A 16,157-nucleotide genomic window follows, 5' to 3' on the forward strand; every position below is an offset into this window, starting at 1 on the left:
TATGCGCGCCATACCGCTCCTTACGCTTTTGCTCAGTGGTTGGTTTGCACTCCCCGCCCACGCCGATGAAGCCCAAGACTGGCTGACTCGACTTGGGCGTGCAGAGCAGCAGCAAAGCTTTCAAGGTACGTTCGTCTACGAGCGTAATGGCAGTTTTTCTACCCATGACATCTGGCATCGCGTCCAGGACGGTCAGGTCCGTGAGCGGCTCTTGCAGCTCGATGGTTCGGCCCAGGAAGTCGTGCGGTTGGATGGCCGTACCCAGTGTGTCAGCGGCGCCCTTGTCGCAGGCCTTGGTAATTCGCGTGATGCACCATCACGTGCGCTTGATCCGCAAAAACTCAATGAATTCTATGAGCTGGCCGTCATCGGTAAATCCCGTGTGGCCGGTCGTAATGCGGTGATCGTTTCAATCACGCCGCGTGATCAATATCGGTACGGCTTTGAACTGCACCTGGACCGTGAAACCGCCTTGCCGCTCAAGTCCCTGTTGCTCAATGACCAAGGGCAGCTGCTGGAGCGTTTCCAGTTCACGCGCTTGAACACGTCGGCCGTGCCTGAGGATCGGGATTTACAACCCAGCAGCGAATGCACGCCCATTGCCGCAGCCAACGGTAACGCGTCAGAAGTTGCGCCAACCGAACACTGGCATATGGAATGGTTGCCGCCAGGCTTTCAACTGACCAACAGCAGTGCCCGCACAGACACCCAGACAAAAGCCACCGTCGATAGCCTGATGTATGAAGACGGCCTGGCGCGTTTCTCGGTGTTCCTTGAGCCGATCAACGACGCAAGCGTGACTGAGACCCGTACCCAGCTGGGCCCTACGGTTGCCGTATCGCGCCGCCTGAATACGGTGGATGGCGAGATGATGGTGACCGTTGTTGGCGAAATCCCCATCGGCACCGCCGAACGCATCGCGCTATCCGTGCGCGGTGAAAAAAAGACCACCGCCCAGCCGTGAGTTGTTAATCCTATGTTCATCTTGAGCTTTCACTGTGAAGCCCATGCCGGGTCGGTTGCCGAGAGCATGAAATGAATGGATCAGCATTTTCACTTGCAAAAATCCCCCATGTTTTTTATAGGTCAGGGCTTGTCGGCCCTGGCCATGTTTTGTTCGCGGAACAAAAATGTCGGTCGCAGTTTCCGGCGTTTCTTGAACCCTGTCGCTCAACCCTGCTCGTCGTAACGGGAGCTGTATGTCGATACCACGTTTGAAGTCTTACCTATCCATCGTCGCCACGGTATTGGTGCTGGGCCAGGCCTTGCCTGCGCAAGCGGCCGAGCTGCCTGACTTCACCCAATTGGTTGAACAGGCCTCGCCTGCGGTGGTGAACATCAGTACCACGCAGAAACTGCCGGATCGCAAAGTCTCCAACCAGCAGATGCCAGACCTGGAAGGCCTGCCGCCGATGTTGCGCGAGTTCTTCGAGCGCGGCATGCCGCAACAGCGTTCCCCGCGCGGTGGCGGTGGCCAGCGTGAGGCCCAGTCCTTGGGGTCGGGTTTCATCATTTCGCCGGATGGCTACATCCTCACCAACAACCACGTGATTGCCGACGCTGACGAGATCCTCGTACGCCTGGCGGATCGCAGCGAGCTGAAAGCCAAGCTGGTGGGCACTGACCCGCGCTCCGACGTGGCCTTGCTGAAGATCGAAGGCAAAGACCTGCCCGTGCTGAAGCTGGGTAAATCCCAGGACTTGAAAGCCGGGCAGTGGGTGGTCGCCATCGGTTCGCCGTTTGGTTTTGACCACACCGTGACCCAAGGTATCGTCAGCGCCATTGGCCGCAGCCTGCCGAACGAGAACTACGTGCCGTTCATCCAGACCGACGTGCCGATCAACCCGGGCAACTCCGGCGGTCCGCTGTTCAACCTGGCCGGCGAAGTGGTGGGTATCAACTCGCAGATCTACACCCGTTCCGGTGGTTTCATGGGCGTGTCGTTCGCCATCCCGATCGACGTGGCCATGGACGTTTCCAACCAGCTGAAAAGCGGTGGCAAGGTCAGCCGTGGCTGGTTGGGCGTGGTGATCCAGGAAGTGAACAAGGACCTGGCTGAGTCGTTTGGTCTCGACAAACCGGCGGGTGCCCTGGTTGCACAGATCCAGGACGATGGCCCTGCGGCCAAAGGTGGTTTGCAGGTAGGTGACGTGATCCTGACCATGAACGGCCAGCCGATCGTCATGTCGGCGGATCTGCCCCATCTGGTCGGCGCGCTCAAGGCGGGCAGCAAGGCCAAGCTGGAAGTGATCCGTGAAGGCAAGCGCCAGAACGTTGAGCTGACAGTCGGTGCCATCCCGGAAGAGGGCGCCACGCTGGATGCCCTGGGCAACGCCAAGCCGGGTGTCGAGCGCAGCAGCAATCGTTTGGGCATTGCCGTGGTCGAGCTGACCGATGAGCAGAAGAAAAGCTTCGACCTCAAGAGTGGCGTGGTGATCAAGGAAGTGCAGGACGGTCCTGCTTCCCTGATCGGCCTGCAGCCAGGTGATGTCATCACCCACCTGAACAATCAGGCGATCGACAGCACCAAGCAGTTCACCGACATCGCCAAGGCGCTGCCGAAGAATCGCTCGGTGTCGATGCGTGTGTTGCGTCAGGGACGTGCCAGCTTCATTACCTTCAAGCTGGCCGAGTAATCCGCTAGCTCAATAAAAAGCCCCGCCTTCGGTCAGCGAAGGCGGGGCTATTTTGTGGGCGGAATTTGCTGGCTCAGATCGCTCCCACGTGGAGCATGGGAACGATCAAACTCACCGTGCGGGGGTTTAGCTCATCATCCCTTTCACCAGGCGTTCCTGTTCGATCAGCTCACGCTGGCGCGCATCGATGCGTGACGACAGCGGGAAGTTGCTGCCCGCCCTGCGCTTGGCGAAGTCCAGCTGTTGAATGGCTTGCTGGAAGTCGCCCACCAGTGCGAAGTACTCGGCGCGAGCCTGATGCAGGCCGATGATATTGCCGGACAGGCCGCGCGTTTCGGCAACCTGATACCAGACGTCGGGATCATCAGGGCGGGATTTAAGCAGGCCGTCCAAGGCCTTTTCCGCCTCGGCGGTGCGGTTTTGCTTGAGCAGCAGGTCTACCCGGATCTGATTCAGCGGGTAATTGCCGGGATACTGGGTCAGCATTCGATCGGTACGCTGCTGGGCATCGGGCAGATGGTTGTTGTCGATTTCCAACTGGATCAGCGCCAGGTTGTAAGTAATGTCGTTCGGCGCCTTGGCAAGCAGTGCCGTGAGGTTCTCCCGCGCTTGTTTGAACTGGGAGCCTTTGATCTGAGCAATGGCCAGGCCGTAGCGCGCCACATCGTTTTTCGGGTTCTCGTCCAATTGCGCCTGGAACCGTTTGGCGGCGAGACCTGAGGTGTCTTCGTATTGCAGTTGCACCCGTGCACGAATCAGTTGATAGCGCAGGCTGTCTTCCTTGCCGCCAGGCTTGGCTTGCTCGGCACGGTTGCGGGTATCGGCGATCCGCGATTCGGTCACCGGGTGCGTCAGCAGGAATTCCGGCGGCTTGGCGTCAAAGCGGTATTGGCGTCCCAATCGTTCGAACATGGACGGCATGGAGCGGGGGTCGTAGCCGGCTTTTTCCAGGTTGAGGATGCCGATGCGGTCTGACTCTTGTTCGTTCTGGCGCGAAAAGCGGCGTTGCTCCTGGATGGCGGCGGCCTGGGTGCCGGCAATCGCGGCAATGCCGGCGTCGCCTGCACCGGCGGCAGCGGCGATGATGCCGCCGAGCAGGGCGGCCATCATCGGGATCTGCATGCGCTGCTGGGCTTCAACGCCACGTGCGAAGTGGCGTTGCGACAAGTGCGCCAATTCGTGGGCCAGTACCGAGGCGTACTCGCCTTCGGTCTGCGCGTTGAGGAACAGGCCGCCGTTGACCCCGACGATGCCGCCGGGCGCGGCAAAGGCGTTGAGCTGCGGGCTGTTGATCAGGATGAACTCCAGGCGCCGGTCGTTGACCTGGCTGGTCTCCACCAATTTGTAGACGCTGGTTTCGACGTAATCCTTGAGCTGCGGATCATTGAGCTGTGAGACCTGGCCACGCAGGTAGGCCAGCCACGCGCGGCCCAGTTGGTATTCCTGTTGAGGCGAGACAATGGCAGAACTGGCGTCGCCAAGTGACGGCAGGTCGTCAGCGAAGCCTGGGGAGGCCAGCAGGCAAGCCAGCGTCAGCAGGGTGGGGCGCAAAAAAGTCATGCACAGAGCCTTTCGACAAAGAGCTTACTGTAGCCGGACACTGAGCTTCGGACCAGATATTCTAAGCAGCCCAAACGGATGCCCGGAGTAAAACCATGACCGACGCTGTAGCCTTCGATGCCGAACTCGATGCCAGCGGCCTCAATTGCCCGTTGCCCTTGCTCAAGGCCAAGCTGGAACTCAATCGTTTGGCCAGCGGCGCCGTGCTCAAGGTCATCGCCACGGACGCGGGCTCCCAGCGTGATTTCCGGACGTTTGCCAGGTTGGCCGGTCATACCCTGTTGCACGAAGAAGAAGCCGCCGGTGTGTACCGTTACTGGTTGCGCAAGGCCTGAAAAACTAGCCCCACCACGCCGAGGTTGATTGATGTTCAAAGTGTTACGAGACTGGATTCAGCGCTACTTCTCCGATGAAGAAGCGGTGGTGCTGGCGGTCCTGCTGTTCCTCGCCTTTACGGCGGTGCTCACCTTGGGCGGCATGCTGGCGCCGGTATTGGCGGGCATGGTGTTGGCTTACCTGATGCAGGGCCTGGTCACCACCCTGGAGCGTTTGCGCTTGCCGGGCGGCGCGGCGGTGGGGCTGGTGTTCGCCTTGTTCATGGGGCTGCTGGTGCTGTTTATCGTGGTGGTGCTGCCGTTGCTGTGGCACCAGTTGATCACCCTGTTCAACGAACTGCCCGGCATGCTCGCCAAGTGGCAGTCGTTGCTGCTGCTGTTGCCGGAGCGTTACCCGCACCTGGTGTCGGACGAGCAGGTGTTGCAGGCCATTGAGGTGGCACGCGGCGAGATCGGAAAATTCGGGCAATGGGCGCTGACCTTTTCCCTGTCCAGCCTGCCGTTGCTGGTGAACATCATGATCTACCTGGTGCTGGTGCCGATCCTGGTGTTTTTCTTCCTCAAGGACCGCGCCATGATCGGGCGCTGGGTGCGTGGCTACCTGCCGCGCGAACGGGCGTTGATCACCCGTGTGGCTGAGGAAATGAATCGGCAGATTGCCAACTACATCCGCGGCAAGGTCATCGAGATCATTATCTGTGGCGGCGTGACCTACATCGCCTTCATCGCCCTGGACCTGAACTACGCCGCGCTGCTGGCCTTGCTGGTGGGGTTGTCGGTGGTGGTGCCCTATGTCGGCGCCGTGGTGGTGACGGTGCCGGTGACGTTGATCGCGTTGTTCCAGTGGGGCTGGAGCGACCAGTTCATCTACCTGATGGCGGTCTACGGGATTATCCAGACCCTGGACGGCAACGTGCTCGTGCCGTTGCTGTTCTCGGAGGCGGTCAACCTGCATCCGGTAGCGATCATTTGCGCGGTGTTGTTGTTTGGCGGGTTGTGGGGGTTCTGGGGGGTGTTCTTTGCGATTCCCCTGGCGACGCTGTTCAAGGCGGTGCTGGATGCGTGGCCTCGGCAAGAGCCGGTGGTAGCGCCAATGTTGTAACCATTGTGGCGAGGGAGCAAGCTCCCTCGCCACAATTTATGCCTTGTTCAATGCCTGGGCTGCTGCCAAAACGGCATCCACATGCCCGGGCACTTTCACACCGCGCCATTCCTGACGCAGCACACCGTCCTTGTCGATCAGGAACGTGCTGCGGTCCACGCCCAGGTATTCCTTGCCATACAGTTTCTTCAGCTTGATCACATCAAACAGCTGGCAAACCGCCTCGTCCTTGTCGCTGATCAGCTCGAAGGGGAATTCCTGCTTGGCCTTGAAGTTCTCGTGGGACTTCACGCTGTCCCGCGATACGCCAAACACTTCGGTATTGGCCGCCTTGAATGCCGCGTACTGGTCGCGGAAGCCCTGGCCTTCGGTGGTGCAACCCGGCGTGCTGTCCTTCGGGTAGAAGTAGATCACCACTTGCTTGCCCTTGAGGGCGGCGAGGCTGAAGGTCTGGCCGCTGGTGGCCTGGGCTTCGAAATCGGCTACGGGTGTGTCGATGACAACCGGCATGGAGCGTTCCTTACATTGGGTTCTGTGGGCGCCACGGCTCGATCAGTGCGTCGAGGTTCAACGCATCGGCGAAGTCCAGGAACTGGTCGCGCAACCAGCTGATCTGCACGCCGGCCGGCAAGGTCACGGTGAACGTGGCGTTGAGCATGGTGCCGCCGGTCTGTGGTGCCTGGTAGGTGTCGCAGGTCAGGTTCTCCAGCTCGACGTTGTGGTCGATAAAGAACTGGCACAGCTCGTTGACGATGTCCGAGCGGTAGGCCGAGCTGACATAGGCCACATAGGGCAGGGCCTGCGGGCGGTTTTCCAGGGCGGCGCTGCGCACCACGTTGACGGTGAAATCGTGTTTCTTGGCCAGGCCAGGCAGGCCGGTTTCCAGGCGCGCCAGGGCGTCCCAGGAACCGGAGATCTGCAAGACCAGTGCACTGCACTCGCCGTGGCGGGTCAGGCGGGAGGTCACGACGGCGCAGCGGTTCTCATGGCTGGCGCGGCACAGGACGTTGGTCAGCTCCATGGGGTTGGCGCCGAGGGCACTGATAACAAGGAATTGTTCGCGAACTGTGGGGGTGGACATGCAGCCTTCCTAAAGCGATGAGCGGTCGATACCGCGTGGGCTGTATCGATCAAAGGCTGAAGGGTAGCGAAAAGCGCAGCCAAGGGCTAGGAGGTGGCGTTTTCATTGCGTGAACGGCTGGTTTTTGACTCTCTTAAAGGCAGGCTTTGGCCCAATGATGGCATTGCCCGTCGTTTAGTTGCGCCAGAACGCATCCTCAGGCGGTACTTCGCTTGTGCAAGCATCTTGGCGCCAGTACCATTACGGCTCTCTTTTTCCGGCAGGAGCGGTTGCATGATTGCGGGCAGTATGGTGGCACTGGTCACACCCATGGATGCACAAGGTCATCTCGACTGGGACAGCCTGGGCAAACTGGTGGACTTCCACCTGCAAGAAGGCACCAACGCCATTGTGGCCGTCGGCACCACAGGTGAATCGGCCACCCTCGATGTGGAAGAACACATCCAGGTCATCGAATTCGTGGTCAAGCGCGTTGCGGGCCGTATTGCCGTGATCGCCGGTACGGGCGCCAACTCGACGCGTGAAGCGATCGAGCTGACCAAAAACGCCAAGAAGGCCGGCGCCGATGCCTGCCTGCTGGTGACCCCGTACTACAACAAGCCGACCCAGGAAGGCCTGTACCAACACTTCCGCACCATTGCCGAAGCCGTTGATATCCCGCAGATCCTCTACAACGTGCCAGGCCGCACCGCTTGCGACATGCAGGCTGCGACCGTGATCCGCCTGTCCACCGTGCCGAACATCATCGGTATCAAGGAAGCCACCGGCGACCTGCAGCGCGCCAAGGACATCCTGGCCGGCGTGAGCAGCGATTTCCTGCTGTATTCCGGTGACGACGCCACTGCGGTCGAGCTGATCCTGCTGGGCGGCAAGGGCAACATCTCCGTGACCGCCAACGTGGCCCCGCGTGCCATGAGCGAAATGTGCGCCGCCGCCATCGCCGGCGACGCCGTGACCGCGCGTGCGATCCACGAGAAGCTGATGCCGCTCAACAAGACCCTGTTTATCGAATCCAACCCTATTCCCGTGAAATGGGCGCTGACTGAAATGGGCCTGATGCCGGACGGTATCCGTCTGCCGCTCACCCGTCTCAGCGAAGCCTGTCACGAACCGCTGCGACAGGCCCTGCGCCAGTCCGGCGTCCTGGTTTAATTGAGGAAGCACTACGCATGAAGCGATTGGCCGGACTTTCCGCACTTGCCTTGATTATCTCCAGCACCAGTGGCTGCGGTTGGATCTGGGGCCCGGAAGGCTACTTCCGTGACCGCGGCAGCGATTACCTGGAAGCACAAGCAACCAAACCGATGCAACTGCCGCCGGACGTCAACGTCGCCAAGCGCCTTGACCCGTTGCTGCCGATCCCGCGCAACGTTGCCGACGACACCACCAAGGGTGAGTACGTCGTGCCACGTCCACAGCCGATCTCGGCCGTGGCGGATGCCAGCGACTACAGCCTGCAAAAGAGCGGTGATTCGCGCTGGATCGTCGCGCAGCGCCCACCTGCCGAAGTCTGGCCGGTGGCCGTGCAGTTCTTCCAGGACAACGGTTTCCGCATCGACCAGCAGCGCCCGCAGACCGGCGAGTTCACCACGGCATGGCAGCAGGGCAGCGAACTGTCCGCCACCATGGCCAAGCGCCTGCAAGCCGGTGGTGTAGCCGCCGACAGCGAAGCCCGTGTGCGTGTGCGCATCGAGCCAGGCGTGCAGCGTAATACCAGTGAAGTCTATGTGGTCAGCGCCGAGCGTCCTGCCGGCAGCACCGCCAATGTTGATTTCACCAACCGTTCGGTCAACACCGGTGTCGACTCGGCATTGGTCGACGAGATGCTGGCCAGCATGAGCCGTATCTCCGAGAAGGGCGGTTCGGTTTCCCTGCTCGCCGCGCGTGACTACGACACCCCGAGCCGTGTCAGCCTCACCGAAGACGGCAGCGGCAACGTGGTGCTGAACCTCGGCGAAGACCTCGACCGTGCCTGGGCCAGCGTAGGTCGCGCCCTGGAGCAGGGCCCTTGGCGTGTTGAAGACATCAACCGCAGCCTGGGTCTCTACTACATCAACGTGGCTGAAAAGGCCGAGCGTAAAGACGACGAGCCAGGTTTCTTCGGCAAGCTGTTCGGCAGCAAGCCGACCAAGGAAGAAGTCGAGACCCGCGCCGAGCGTTACCAGGTTCGTTTGAGCAAGGTTGGCGAAAGCGTGCAAGTTACCGTCGAGAAAAACATCAACACCGTTGCGCCAGCTGAAACGGCGCGCAAAGTGTTGGGCGTGATTCAGGACAACCTGGGCTGATCCGATGCGTTTTGCCGTTCTCGGCAGCGGTAGCCAAGGGAACGGCACGCTGGTCGCACATGACGACACGTATGTGCTGGTGGATTGTGGTTTCTCCTTGAAAGAGACCGAGCGACGCCTGCTGCGCCTGGGGGTTCACCCCGCGCAGCTGAGCGCGATCCTGGTAACCCACGAACATGCCGACCACGTGCATGGCGTGGGTTTGCTGTCTCGGCGCTACAATCTTCCGGTGTACCTCAGTCGCGGCACCTTGCGCGGGATGCGCAAACCCATTGAACCCACAGGTTTCCTGGCCGGTGGCGAGCAACTGCAAATTGGCGCCCTGGGCATCGATGTGATTGCCGTCGCCCATGACGCCCATGAACCGACGCAGTATGTATTCAGCGGCGGAGAGCGACGTTTCGGCGTGCTCACCGACCTGGGCTCCTACTGCGCCAAGGTACTGGACGGCTACCGCGACCTCGATGCGTTGATGATCGAGTCCAACCACTGCCGAGACCTGCTGGCTCGTGGTCATTACCCGCGCTTTCTCAAGCAACGGGTTGGCGGCGAACTGGGACATTTGAACAACCACCAGGCGGCATACCTGGTGTATGAGTTGGGCTGGCAAGACCTGCAACACCTGGTCCTGGCCCACTTGAGCAGCAAGAACAACCTGCCGACGCTTGCCCGGCAATGTTTTGTCGACACCCTCGGGTGCGACCCGGACTGGCTGCAACTGGCCGATCAAGATTCAGGGCTCGACTGGCGACACATCGCCTAGCCCACCTCACTCAAAGCGGAGCCCATCATGGAAAAACGTGAAGAACTCTACCGCGGCAAAGCCAAGTCGGTGTACAAGACCGACGACGCCAACCGCCTGATCCTGCTGTTTCGCAACGACACCTCGGCGTTCGACGGCAAGCGCATCGAACAGCTGGATCGCAAGGGCATGGTGAACAACAAGTTCAACGCCTTCATCATGCAGAAACTTGAAGAGGCCGGTATTCCGACCCAATTCGACAAACTGCTGGGCGACAACGAGTGCCTGGTGAAAAAGCTCGACATGATCCCGGTCGAATGCGTCGTGCGTAACTACGCCGCCGGCAGCCTGGTCAAGCGCCTGGGCGTGGAAGAGGGCCTCAAGCTCAATCCTTACACGTTCGAACTGTTCCTGAAGGACGACGCCAAGGGCGACCCGTTCATCAACGAATCCCACGTCGTGGCGTTCGGTTGGGGCACCGCTGAGCAACTGGCGCGCATGAAGGAATTGTCCCTCAAGGTCAACGACGTGCTGAACAAGCTGTTCGACGACGCCGGCCTGCTGCTGGTGGACTTCAAACTCGAATTCGGCGTATTCCACGACGGCTCCATCGTCCTGGGCGACGAATTCAGCCCGGACGGCTGCCGCCTGTGGGACAAGGACACCAAGAAGAAGATGGACAAAGACCGCTTCCGTCAGGGCCTCGGTGACGTCATCGAAGCTTACGAAGAAGTCGCCAATCGTCTCGGCGTACCGCTTTAATCGACGCAAGCATCTGATAGCACGGAAAAAAATCTCCTTTCGAGCTTTGCTTTCCTGAACCACGCTGTTATGATGCGCGCCGTTGGAGAGATGCCAGAGTGGCCGAATGGGACGGATTCGAAATCCGTTGTACCTTCACCGGTACCTAGGGTTCGAATCCCTATCTCTCCGCCATTACATAGAAAAAGCCCCGTAGCTGAATAAGCTACGGGGCTTTTTTGTTTTGGTGATTTTTGTAATTGGCCACCCATTGCATGACTAGCTCAAACGATCTGCCGCCTTTTGATAAGCCTGATCACGCTCGCGCTTATCAACGGCCACCACTACCACCGTGATTTCCTGATCAATGACTTGATAGACCAACCGGTAACCGCTGCTGCGCAGCTTGATCTTGTAGCAGTCCGGCAGCCCATGCAGGCGATTGGCTTCAATCCGTGGATTGTTCAGTATCTCCACTAACTTCTTCTTCAACTGCTGACGGATGGTGTTGCCGAGTTTTTGCCATTCCTTCAATGCGCGCGCATCAAAATCAAGGCTATAGGTCATCTATCGAAACCCTTACTCGTTGGGGGGATGCCAAACGTTCCCGCACGGTGGCCATCAAGGCTTCATCGTCTTCAGTCATGAGGACCGGCTTGAAAGGCAATTGACCGCGATCTGCCACGTATTGCAGGGCCTGGCGCATCAGTTCGGAAGGCGTGACGCCGAGTCTCTCAAGCTCCAGATAGGCGCGAGCTTTCAGGTCGTCGTCGATTCGAATGTTTATGGATGCCATGGAAGACTCCTCATGTAATGACGTTTGTCATTACATTGGATCAAGAGTGTCAGGGTTTCAAGTCTGATTCGACATATGGCGTCCACGCCTCCCGCGCAAACCTACTTCTTATCCTTCGGCTTTGGTGAAGGTTTTTTATCCGTCTCCCTTACCGTCTCCCTCGGTCTTTTCTTTGCTTCATCCTCTGTCACGTACTCGCCGGTGACCGCATCACGATACTTCGTTGGCATATAAGCTCCTTATCAGCCTGTCGCCACGTCGGCGACTCTTTCAAGGCTAGTTCAGGCGCTTGGGCTTACACGTTCCATTGTGTGAGGGCTCATTACGAAGATTTGCCAAAGCCGCGATTGCCGCAATGCTGCTTCGGCCTAAAACCGAAAAAGCCTGCTGGGCTCAATGCTCAGCAGGCTTTTTAGTGGGTAACTTTCTACTTAGGCCGGCTGAGCCACCAAGCTATTACTCACCTTGCGCCCCAACACCAACACGGTCACAAAACCCGCCCCCACCAACGCGGTGGCCAGGCTCAGCAGCACCGCGCTGCCCATCTGGTCGACGATGCGCCCGCCAAAGAACGAGCCCAAGGCGATAATCACCTGGAACAGGGCGACGAACAGTGGCATGCCGCGTTCGACATCCTTGGGCGCGACGACAAACATCCAGATGCTGGCGCACGCCGGGAAGGCGCCGAAGGCGAAGCCCCAGAGCGCGATCAGCATTGCGGCGCCGGTCATGCCGGTGGCGAAGTGGGGGAACAACGCTGTGCTGGTGCCAATCATCAGCGCCACCAGCAGCAAGGTGTTGCGCACGCTGCGGTTGGCGGCGAAGCCGGCAAAAATATTACCGAATACCCCGGCCACACCGTAGAGCAGCAACAGCGAACCAATCGTCGGCCCATCGAACCCGGCGCTCTGTTTGAAGAAAGGTGCGACGTAGGTGTAGGCGGCAAAGTGCGCCAGGCCGATCAGCAATACCGCGATCAATCCAACTCGCGCTTGTGGGTTGATAAACAACGCCGGCAGGTCGCTGACGCGAATGGCCTTTTCCGGGGTCAGCCGGGGCAGCAGGAACACCTGTGCCAGCAGCACCGGCACGCCCACCAATGCGGTGACCAGGAAGGTCATGCGCCAGCCCATCAGGCCACTCAGCCAGGTGCCGACGGGTACGCCCAGCACGGTGGCCAAGGTCACGCCCATCATGATGATCGAGGTGGCCTTCGCAACGCCTACCCCCTTGGGCGCCAGGCGGCCGCTGAGGGCGATCGCCGTGGCCCAGAAGCCGCCGATGCTGATGCCCAGCAGCACGCGTCCGAACAGCAGCAGGTTGAAGTCACTGGCGAACGCCACGACCGAGTTGGCAATGATCATGATCAGCGTCAGGCCGATCAGCAGGTAGCGACGGTCCATGGTGCCAATAAACACCGACAGCAAAGGCGCGGCGAGGGCAGCCATGATGCCCGGCAGGGTCACCATCAGGCCGGCGTGGCCGGCGCTGATGCCGAGGTCGCTGGCGACGTCGTTGAGCACGCCTACCGGCAGAAACTCACTGGTGACCAGGGCGAAGGCGCCCACGGCCACCGAGAGAATGGCCAGCCACTGCTGTTTGACGCTTTGTTGATTATGTTCGGGAAGGCCGCTAGGGGCCTGGCTGGCGCTTGGCATGGTGTCGGGGTTCCAGGGTGCATGTCGCCTGAAGCCAGGCGAGGGGAGGGAGTCAGGCGAGGATTATATGAATCGGTTGCGAATATCGAGCAGGCGCTCGTTTCGATAGTAATCATCAGTGCTATCGATGCGAAGCGTCTGGCCAGGCGCTTTTGTGTTCGCGCGGGCTGATTCAGTGGGGCGTCGCGAGGTGTTCCGCCCGCCAGCGCGCCGGAGTCGTGCCCTCCCAGGCGCGAAACGCGCGATAAAACGAGTTGGTGTCTTCGTAGCCCAGCAGGCAGGCAATCTCGTCGATGTCAACCAAGGGTTCACTGAGCAGGTGGCGCACCATCTCTTGGCGTGTCTCCAGCATCAGTTGGCGGAAGCTCGTGCCTTCTTCGGTCATACGCCGTTGCAAGGTGCGCTCGCTCATGCCGATTTCCCGCGCCACCTCGGCCATTTCCGGGCGACCACTGGCAAGGGTGCGCTTGAGGGCGCTTTTCACTTGAAGGCTGATCGTGGACGGCGCGGTGGCTTCGGCCAACGCGGCGACCAGGGCCGGATTGAGCATGTCGAGCAGTTCGGGGTTATGACTGGGGAAGGGGCGGTTCAGATCGGCGGCGTCAAATATCAGGGCGTTGCGTTCGGCGCCGTAGCGTACGGTGCAGCCATAAAAATCGGCCAACGCGTTATCGCCGCTGTACGGTCGAGCCAGTTCGACACGGCGCGGGATGATATGCACCCTGGAGCCTCGTCTGCCCAACTCGACGAATGTGGCAAATGCCGCGTCGATCAATAGCGCAGGAGGCGGGGCTTGGGTGCGCAGCCAATCGATAGTGACGGTGCAGGTGGTGCCTGTTTCTGTGACCTGTAAGCGTTCAAGTGTGCACAGCTGTTTGAAGCGTGCGAGGCGGTGCAAGCCATCGCGAAAATCGCGGGCGATAAATGCCACAAAACTGGAGGGTGGCAGTGTGGCGCTATCCAGTTGGGTGACCATCAGGATCGCGGCGGCCGGGTTCGCATTGAGCGTCGCGACCGCTTCCCACAGACGGAAAAACTCCTCGGTACTGACCTGGCGACGTTCCCTGTGTGCATGCAAGTTGAGCGTGCCGGGCAGCCGCGCCTGACGCAACACCATCGCTGGTTCGAGGTCGATGGCTTTCAGGGCCTGCCAAAAGACATCGGAAATAGTGAAGCGCGATTGGCGTGCGTCAGGCATGGGTCACCTTTTGTTGCAAACAATCAAATCAGTCAGAGGCTGACACGCTGAGGTCACGCCATTTTTCGTCGGAGGCGGCCAAGTCTTCCGCCGCTATGGCGGCGTAGTGCACGGCGTCGCTGCCGATCAGCAGGCGTAGCGGGGCGTCTTTGCTCAGCGCCAATTCAATCACGATCTCGGCAACCCGCGCCGGGCTGGTCGGTAAAATGCCAGGGGAGTTGAGCAGGTCAACCAGGAAGCCGACGCTTTGCTGGTAAGGCTCGCTGATCGGTCGGATGGTCATGGACGAACCTGCCCAGTCTGTGCGCATGCCGCCCGGCTCCAACACCGTCACTTGAACCCCCAGCGGGCTTACCTCTTGCGCCAGCACGGTCGAAAAACCGCTGACGGCCCACTTCGCGCTCTGGTAAGCCGCGAGCCCCGCCATGCCAATACGCCCGCCCACGGACGATACCTGAAAGATGTGCCCACTGCCCTGGCCGCGCAATACTGGCACCACGGCCTTGGTCACGTGTACCACGCCATACAGGTTGGTATCGATCTGCGCCTTGAAATCATCCAGCGTCACATCTTCAACCGACGCTAAATCGCCATAGCCTGCGTTGTTGACCACCACATCCAGGCGGCCGAAACGTGACACCGCAGCGTCGACCGCGTGCAAGACCTGTTGGTTGTCGGTCACGTCCAATTGCACGGGGAAAATCGCCGTGCCGTACTCGGCTACCAAATCATCCAGTTGGCGCAGATTGCGCGCAGTGGCAACCACGCGATCACCGTCGCGCAACGCCGCCTCGGTAATGGCGCGGCCAAGGCCACGGGAACTGCCGGTGATAAACCAGATCTTGGACATGTGAACACCTCTTCGTGGGGGACGCTTGAGTTAGCCAGCGCACGAAGGATGGTCGATGGAGGGGGCTTCTACACTAGCAAGAGGGGGCCAGTTGACTTGCAAAGTGCGCCAATTGTTGGATGGGTAATTGGGGAGGGGACTTGACCCAATACAAACCGGGGGCATCGTTTTCACATCTAACCTGGGACGTGTTTTACCGGCTTGATCAGACTTTCGGCAGGAATTCCAAACATTTCATGCAGCTTCCAGATCATTGGCAATGTCAGCGCTCGTTTGCCATTCAGCACCTCATAAACCCGATTTTGGCGACCAATCGCAGGCACTAGATTCGGCTGCCGATAGCCCGGACTGTTCCATTCTGAAACGAATGGCATCGACCGGATTAGGCAGGTCCACGGGGAAGTGCTTCGCTTCATAGGCCTCGATCAAGGTGATCATCACATCAAAATAATCACCTTCCGGCGTGCCGGGTTCGGGCTCATTGTCGAATAGCGGGGAAACAGACTTGAGCGCGTCTTTGTAGTCCTGCTCAGTGTGGATAGGTCGGATATTCATGGGTTACTCCGTTTCAACGGTATCGGCGTCTATCGTGTCGTACTGCTTATGCGTGCCGACAAACTTGATATAGAGAGCGCCGTAGCGGTAAGCCACAGCGACCACGAGCCGGTAATCGTTGCCTTTGATATTGAAGACGACCCTTCGGCTCTTGAGAATGCTGACGTTTCGAAACTGCTCCTTGATGTCTGTCGGGTTGGACCAGTCGGCGTTTTTTGCTTCGTCTATCCAGGCGAGTAGTGGCTGTTCAGAATCAGGGTACTTCTGCCAAAACGCCTTGAGTTGGCTGATCGCGATAATTCTCATGGGAGGATCCTAGTCCCGCGATGGGACTTGTGCAAGCGGGGGGGCTAGTACAACCATTTTTTTCTTGTCGCCTGTAGCTATCAAAGAAATTTTCCACAGAAGAAATTTCCCTCGTAGCTATGCATGATCGGCCCCAGGAACATGAAAGGGCCGCATGCGTACAGGTATGACGGAGGCGGTCGTGACTGGCAAACGGGCAGTTTCAGCGGCAGTGGCAACCCAACCCAAAGCGTCATCCCACACCATTCGCGCTCGGTTTCTTTCGCGGATGATTCCCGGTGATCTGGAACGGCTTCGTTTTTTTCATCGGGG

Annotated in this window: 17 protein-coding genes, 1 tRNA gene and 1 pseudogene; 9 read left to right on the forward strand and 10 right to left on the reverse strand. The window is 59.5% G+C overall.

The window, feature by feature from the left end; all coding sequences use genetic code 11:
* Position 1: 1 nt before the first annotated feature.
* Together PSH87_RS07620 and PSH87_RS07625 are read left to right on the forward strand one after the other, a co-directional pair.
* Positions 2–964: a MucB/RseB C-terminal domain-containing protein gene (locus PSH87_RS07620; RefSeq protein WP_026136747.1), complete on the forward strand. Its 963-nt coding sequence runs from the start codon at positions 2–4 to the stop codon at positions 962–964.
* 235 nt (positions 965–1,199) lie between these two features.
* Positions 1,200–2,636, forward strand: a complete 1,437-nt coding sequence (locus PSH87_RS07625; protein WP_305433024.1) for a DegQ family serine endoprotease — start codon at positions 1,200–1,202, stop codon at positions 2,634–2,636.
* 126 nt (positions 2,637–2,762) lie between these two features.
* Here the strand turns inward: PSH87_RS07625 and PSH87_RS07630 are convergent, their stop codons facing one another.
* The gene (locus PSH87_RS07630) at positions 2,763–4,196 is read right to left on the reverse strand and encodes a M48 family metalloprotease (protein ID WP_305433025.1); all 1,434 of its coding nucleotides are present in this window, start codon (positions 4,194–4,196) and stop codon (positions 2,763–2,765) included.
* 95 nt (positions 4,197–4,291) lie between these two features.
* Here PSH87_RS07630 and PSH87_RS07635 point away from each other — a divergent pair, with 95 nt between their 5' ends.
* Both PSH87_RS07635 and PSH87_RS07640 read left to right on the forward strand, forming a co-directional pair.
* On the forward strand, positions 4,292–4,531 hold the full coding sequence (locus PSH87_RS07635) for a sulfurtransferase TusA family protein (protein ID WP_305433026.1): 240 nt from the start codon (positions 4,292–4,294) through the stop codon (positions 4,529–4,531).
* A gap of 31 nt (positions 4,532–4,562) precedes the next feature.
* Positions 4,563–5,633 (forward strand): AI-2E family transporter, encoded by a 1,071-nt coding sequence (locus PSH87_RS07640; RefSeq protein ID WP_017736334.1) that lies wholly within the window; start codon positions 4,563–4,565, stop codon positions 5,631–5,633.
* A 36-nt stretch (positions 5,634–5,669) separates the two neighbouring features.
* On the opposite strand, the gene PSH87_RS07645 is transcribed toward PSH87_RS07640, so the two are convergent.
* On the reverse strand, positions 5,670–6,143 hold the full coding sequence (locus PSH87_RS07645; protein ID WP_124525839.1) for a peroxiredoxin: 474 nt from the start codon (positions 6,141–6,143) through the stop codon (positions 5,670–5,672).
* 10 nt (positions 6,144–6,153) lie between these two features.
* Complete coding sequence (locus PSH87_RS07650; RefSeq protein ID WP_003189463.1) at positions 6,154–6,714, reverse strand: glycine cleavage system protein R; 561 nt, start codon at positions 6,712–6,714, stop codon at positions 6,154–6,156.
* Between the two features lie 273 nt (positions 6,715–6,987).
* Between PSH87_RS07650 and dapA the strand changes: the two genes are divergently transcribed.
* The 5 genes from dapA to PSH87_RS07675 all read left to right on the forward strand — a co-directional run bounded on the left by dapA (position 6,988) and on the right by PSH87_RS07675 (position 10,677).
* Positions 6,988–7,866 (forward strand): 4-hydroxy-tetrahydrodipicolinate synthase, encoded by an 879-nt coding sequence (gene dapA / locus PSH87_RS07655; RefSeq protein WP_017736332.1) that lies wholly within the window; start codon positions 6,988–6,990, stop codon positions 7,864–7,866.
* A 17-nt stretch (positions 7,867–7,883) separates the two neighbouring features.
* Positions 7,884–8,999, forward strand: a complete 1,116-nt coding sequence (gene bamC / locus PSH87_RS07660; protein WP_017736331.1) for an outer membrane protein assembly factor BamC — start codon at positions 7,884–7,886, stop codon at positions 8,997–8,999.
* A 4-nt stretch (positions 9,000–9,003) separates the two neighbouring features.
* A complete protein-coding gene (locus PSH87_RS07665) occupies positions 9,004–9,762 on the forward strand; it encodes an MBL fold metallo-hydrolase (RefSeq protein ID WP_017736330.1) in 759 nt (252 codons plus the stop codon).
* 27 nt (positions 9,763–9,789) lie between these two features.
* Entirely contained in the window at positions 9,790–10,503 is a 714-nt protein-coding gene (purC, locus tag PSH87_RS07670) for a phosphoribosylaminoimidazolesuccinocarboxamide synthase (RefSeq protein ID WP_017736329.1), read from the forward strand.
* Between the two features lie 84 nt (positions 10,504–10,587).
* Positions 10,588–10,677: transfer RNA gene (locus PSH87_RS07675), tRNA-Ser, on the forward strand.
* A gap of 84 nt (positions 10,678–10,761) precedes the next feature.
* Here PSH87_RS07675 and PSH87_RS07680 read toward each other — a convergent pair.
* The 7 genes and pseudogenes from PSH87_RS07680 to PSH87_RS07710 all read right to left on the reverse strand — a co-directional run bounded on the left by PSH87_RS07680 (position 10,762) and on the right by PSH87_RS07710 (position 15,845).
* Complete coding sequence (locus tag PSH87_RS07680) at positions 10,762–11,049, reverse strand: type II toxin-antitoxin system RelE/ParE family toxin (protein ID WP_305433027.1); 288 nt, start codon at positions 11,047–11,049, stop codon at positions 10,762–10,764.
* Positions 11,039–11,278, reverse strand: coding sequence for a type II toxin-antitoxin system RelB/DinJ family antitoxin (locus tag PSH87_RS07685; protein ID WP_124525834.1), 240 nt, complete (start codon positions 11,276–11,278; stop codon positions 11,039–11,041). Before PSH87_RS07685 ends, PSH87_RS07680 begins: the two co-directional genes overlap by 11 nt.
* Positions 11,279–11,709: 431 nt before the next feature.
* Positions 11,710–12,936 carry an MFS transporter gene (locus tag PSH87_RS07690; protein ID WP_305433028.1) on the reverse strand — a complete coding sequence of 409 codons (1,227 nt, stop codon included), beginning with the start codon at positions 12,934–12,936 and terminating at the stop codon, positions 11,710–11,712.
* A 172-nt stretch (positions 12,937–13,108) separates the two neighbouring features.
* On the reverse strand, positions 13,109–14,134 hold the full coding sequence (locus PSH87_RS07695; RefSeq protein ID WP_305433029.1) for an AraC family transcriptional regulator: 1,026 nt from the start codon (positions 14,132–14,134) through the stop codon (positions 13,109–13,111).
* Positions 14,135–14,162: 28 nt separating this feature from the next.
* The gene (locus PSH87_RS07700) at positions 14,163–14,984 is read right to left on the reverse strand and encodes an SDR family NAD(P)-dependent oxidoreductase (protein WP_305433030.1); all 822 of its coding nucleotides are present in this window, start codon (positions 14,982–14,984) and stop codon (positions 14,163–14,165) included.
* Between the two features lie 176 nt (positions 14,985–15,160).
* Positions 15,161–15,539: pseudogene (locus tag PSH87_RS07705) on the reverse strand (type II toxin-antitoxin system HigA family antitoxin).
* A gap of 3 nt (positions 15,540–15,542) precedes the next feature.
* Entirely contained in the window at positions 15,543–15,845 is a 303-nt protein-coding gene (locus PSH87_RS07710) for a type II toxin-antitoxin system HigB family toxin (RefSeq protein WP_305433031.1), read from the reverse strand.
* Positions 15,846–16,157: the final 312 nt, after the last annotated feature.

Source organism: Pseudomonas sp. FP453, assembly GCF_030687495.1.
Lineage (GTDB): Bacteria > Pseudomonadota > Gammaproteobacteria > Pseudomonadales > Pseudomonadaceae > Aquipseudomonas.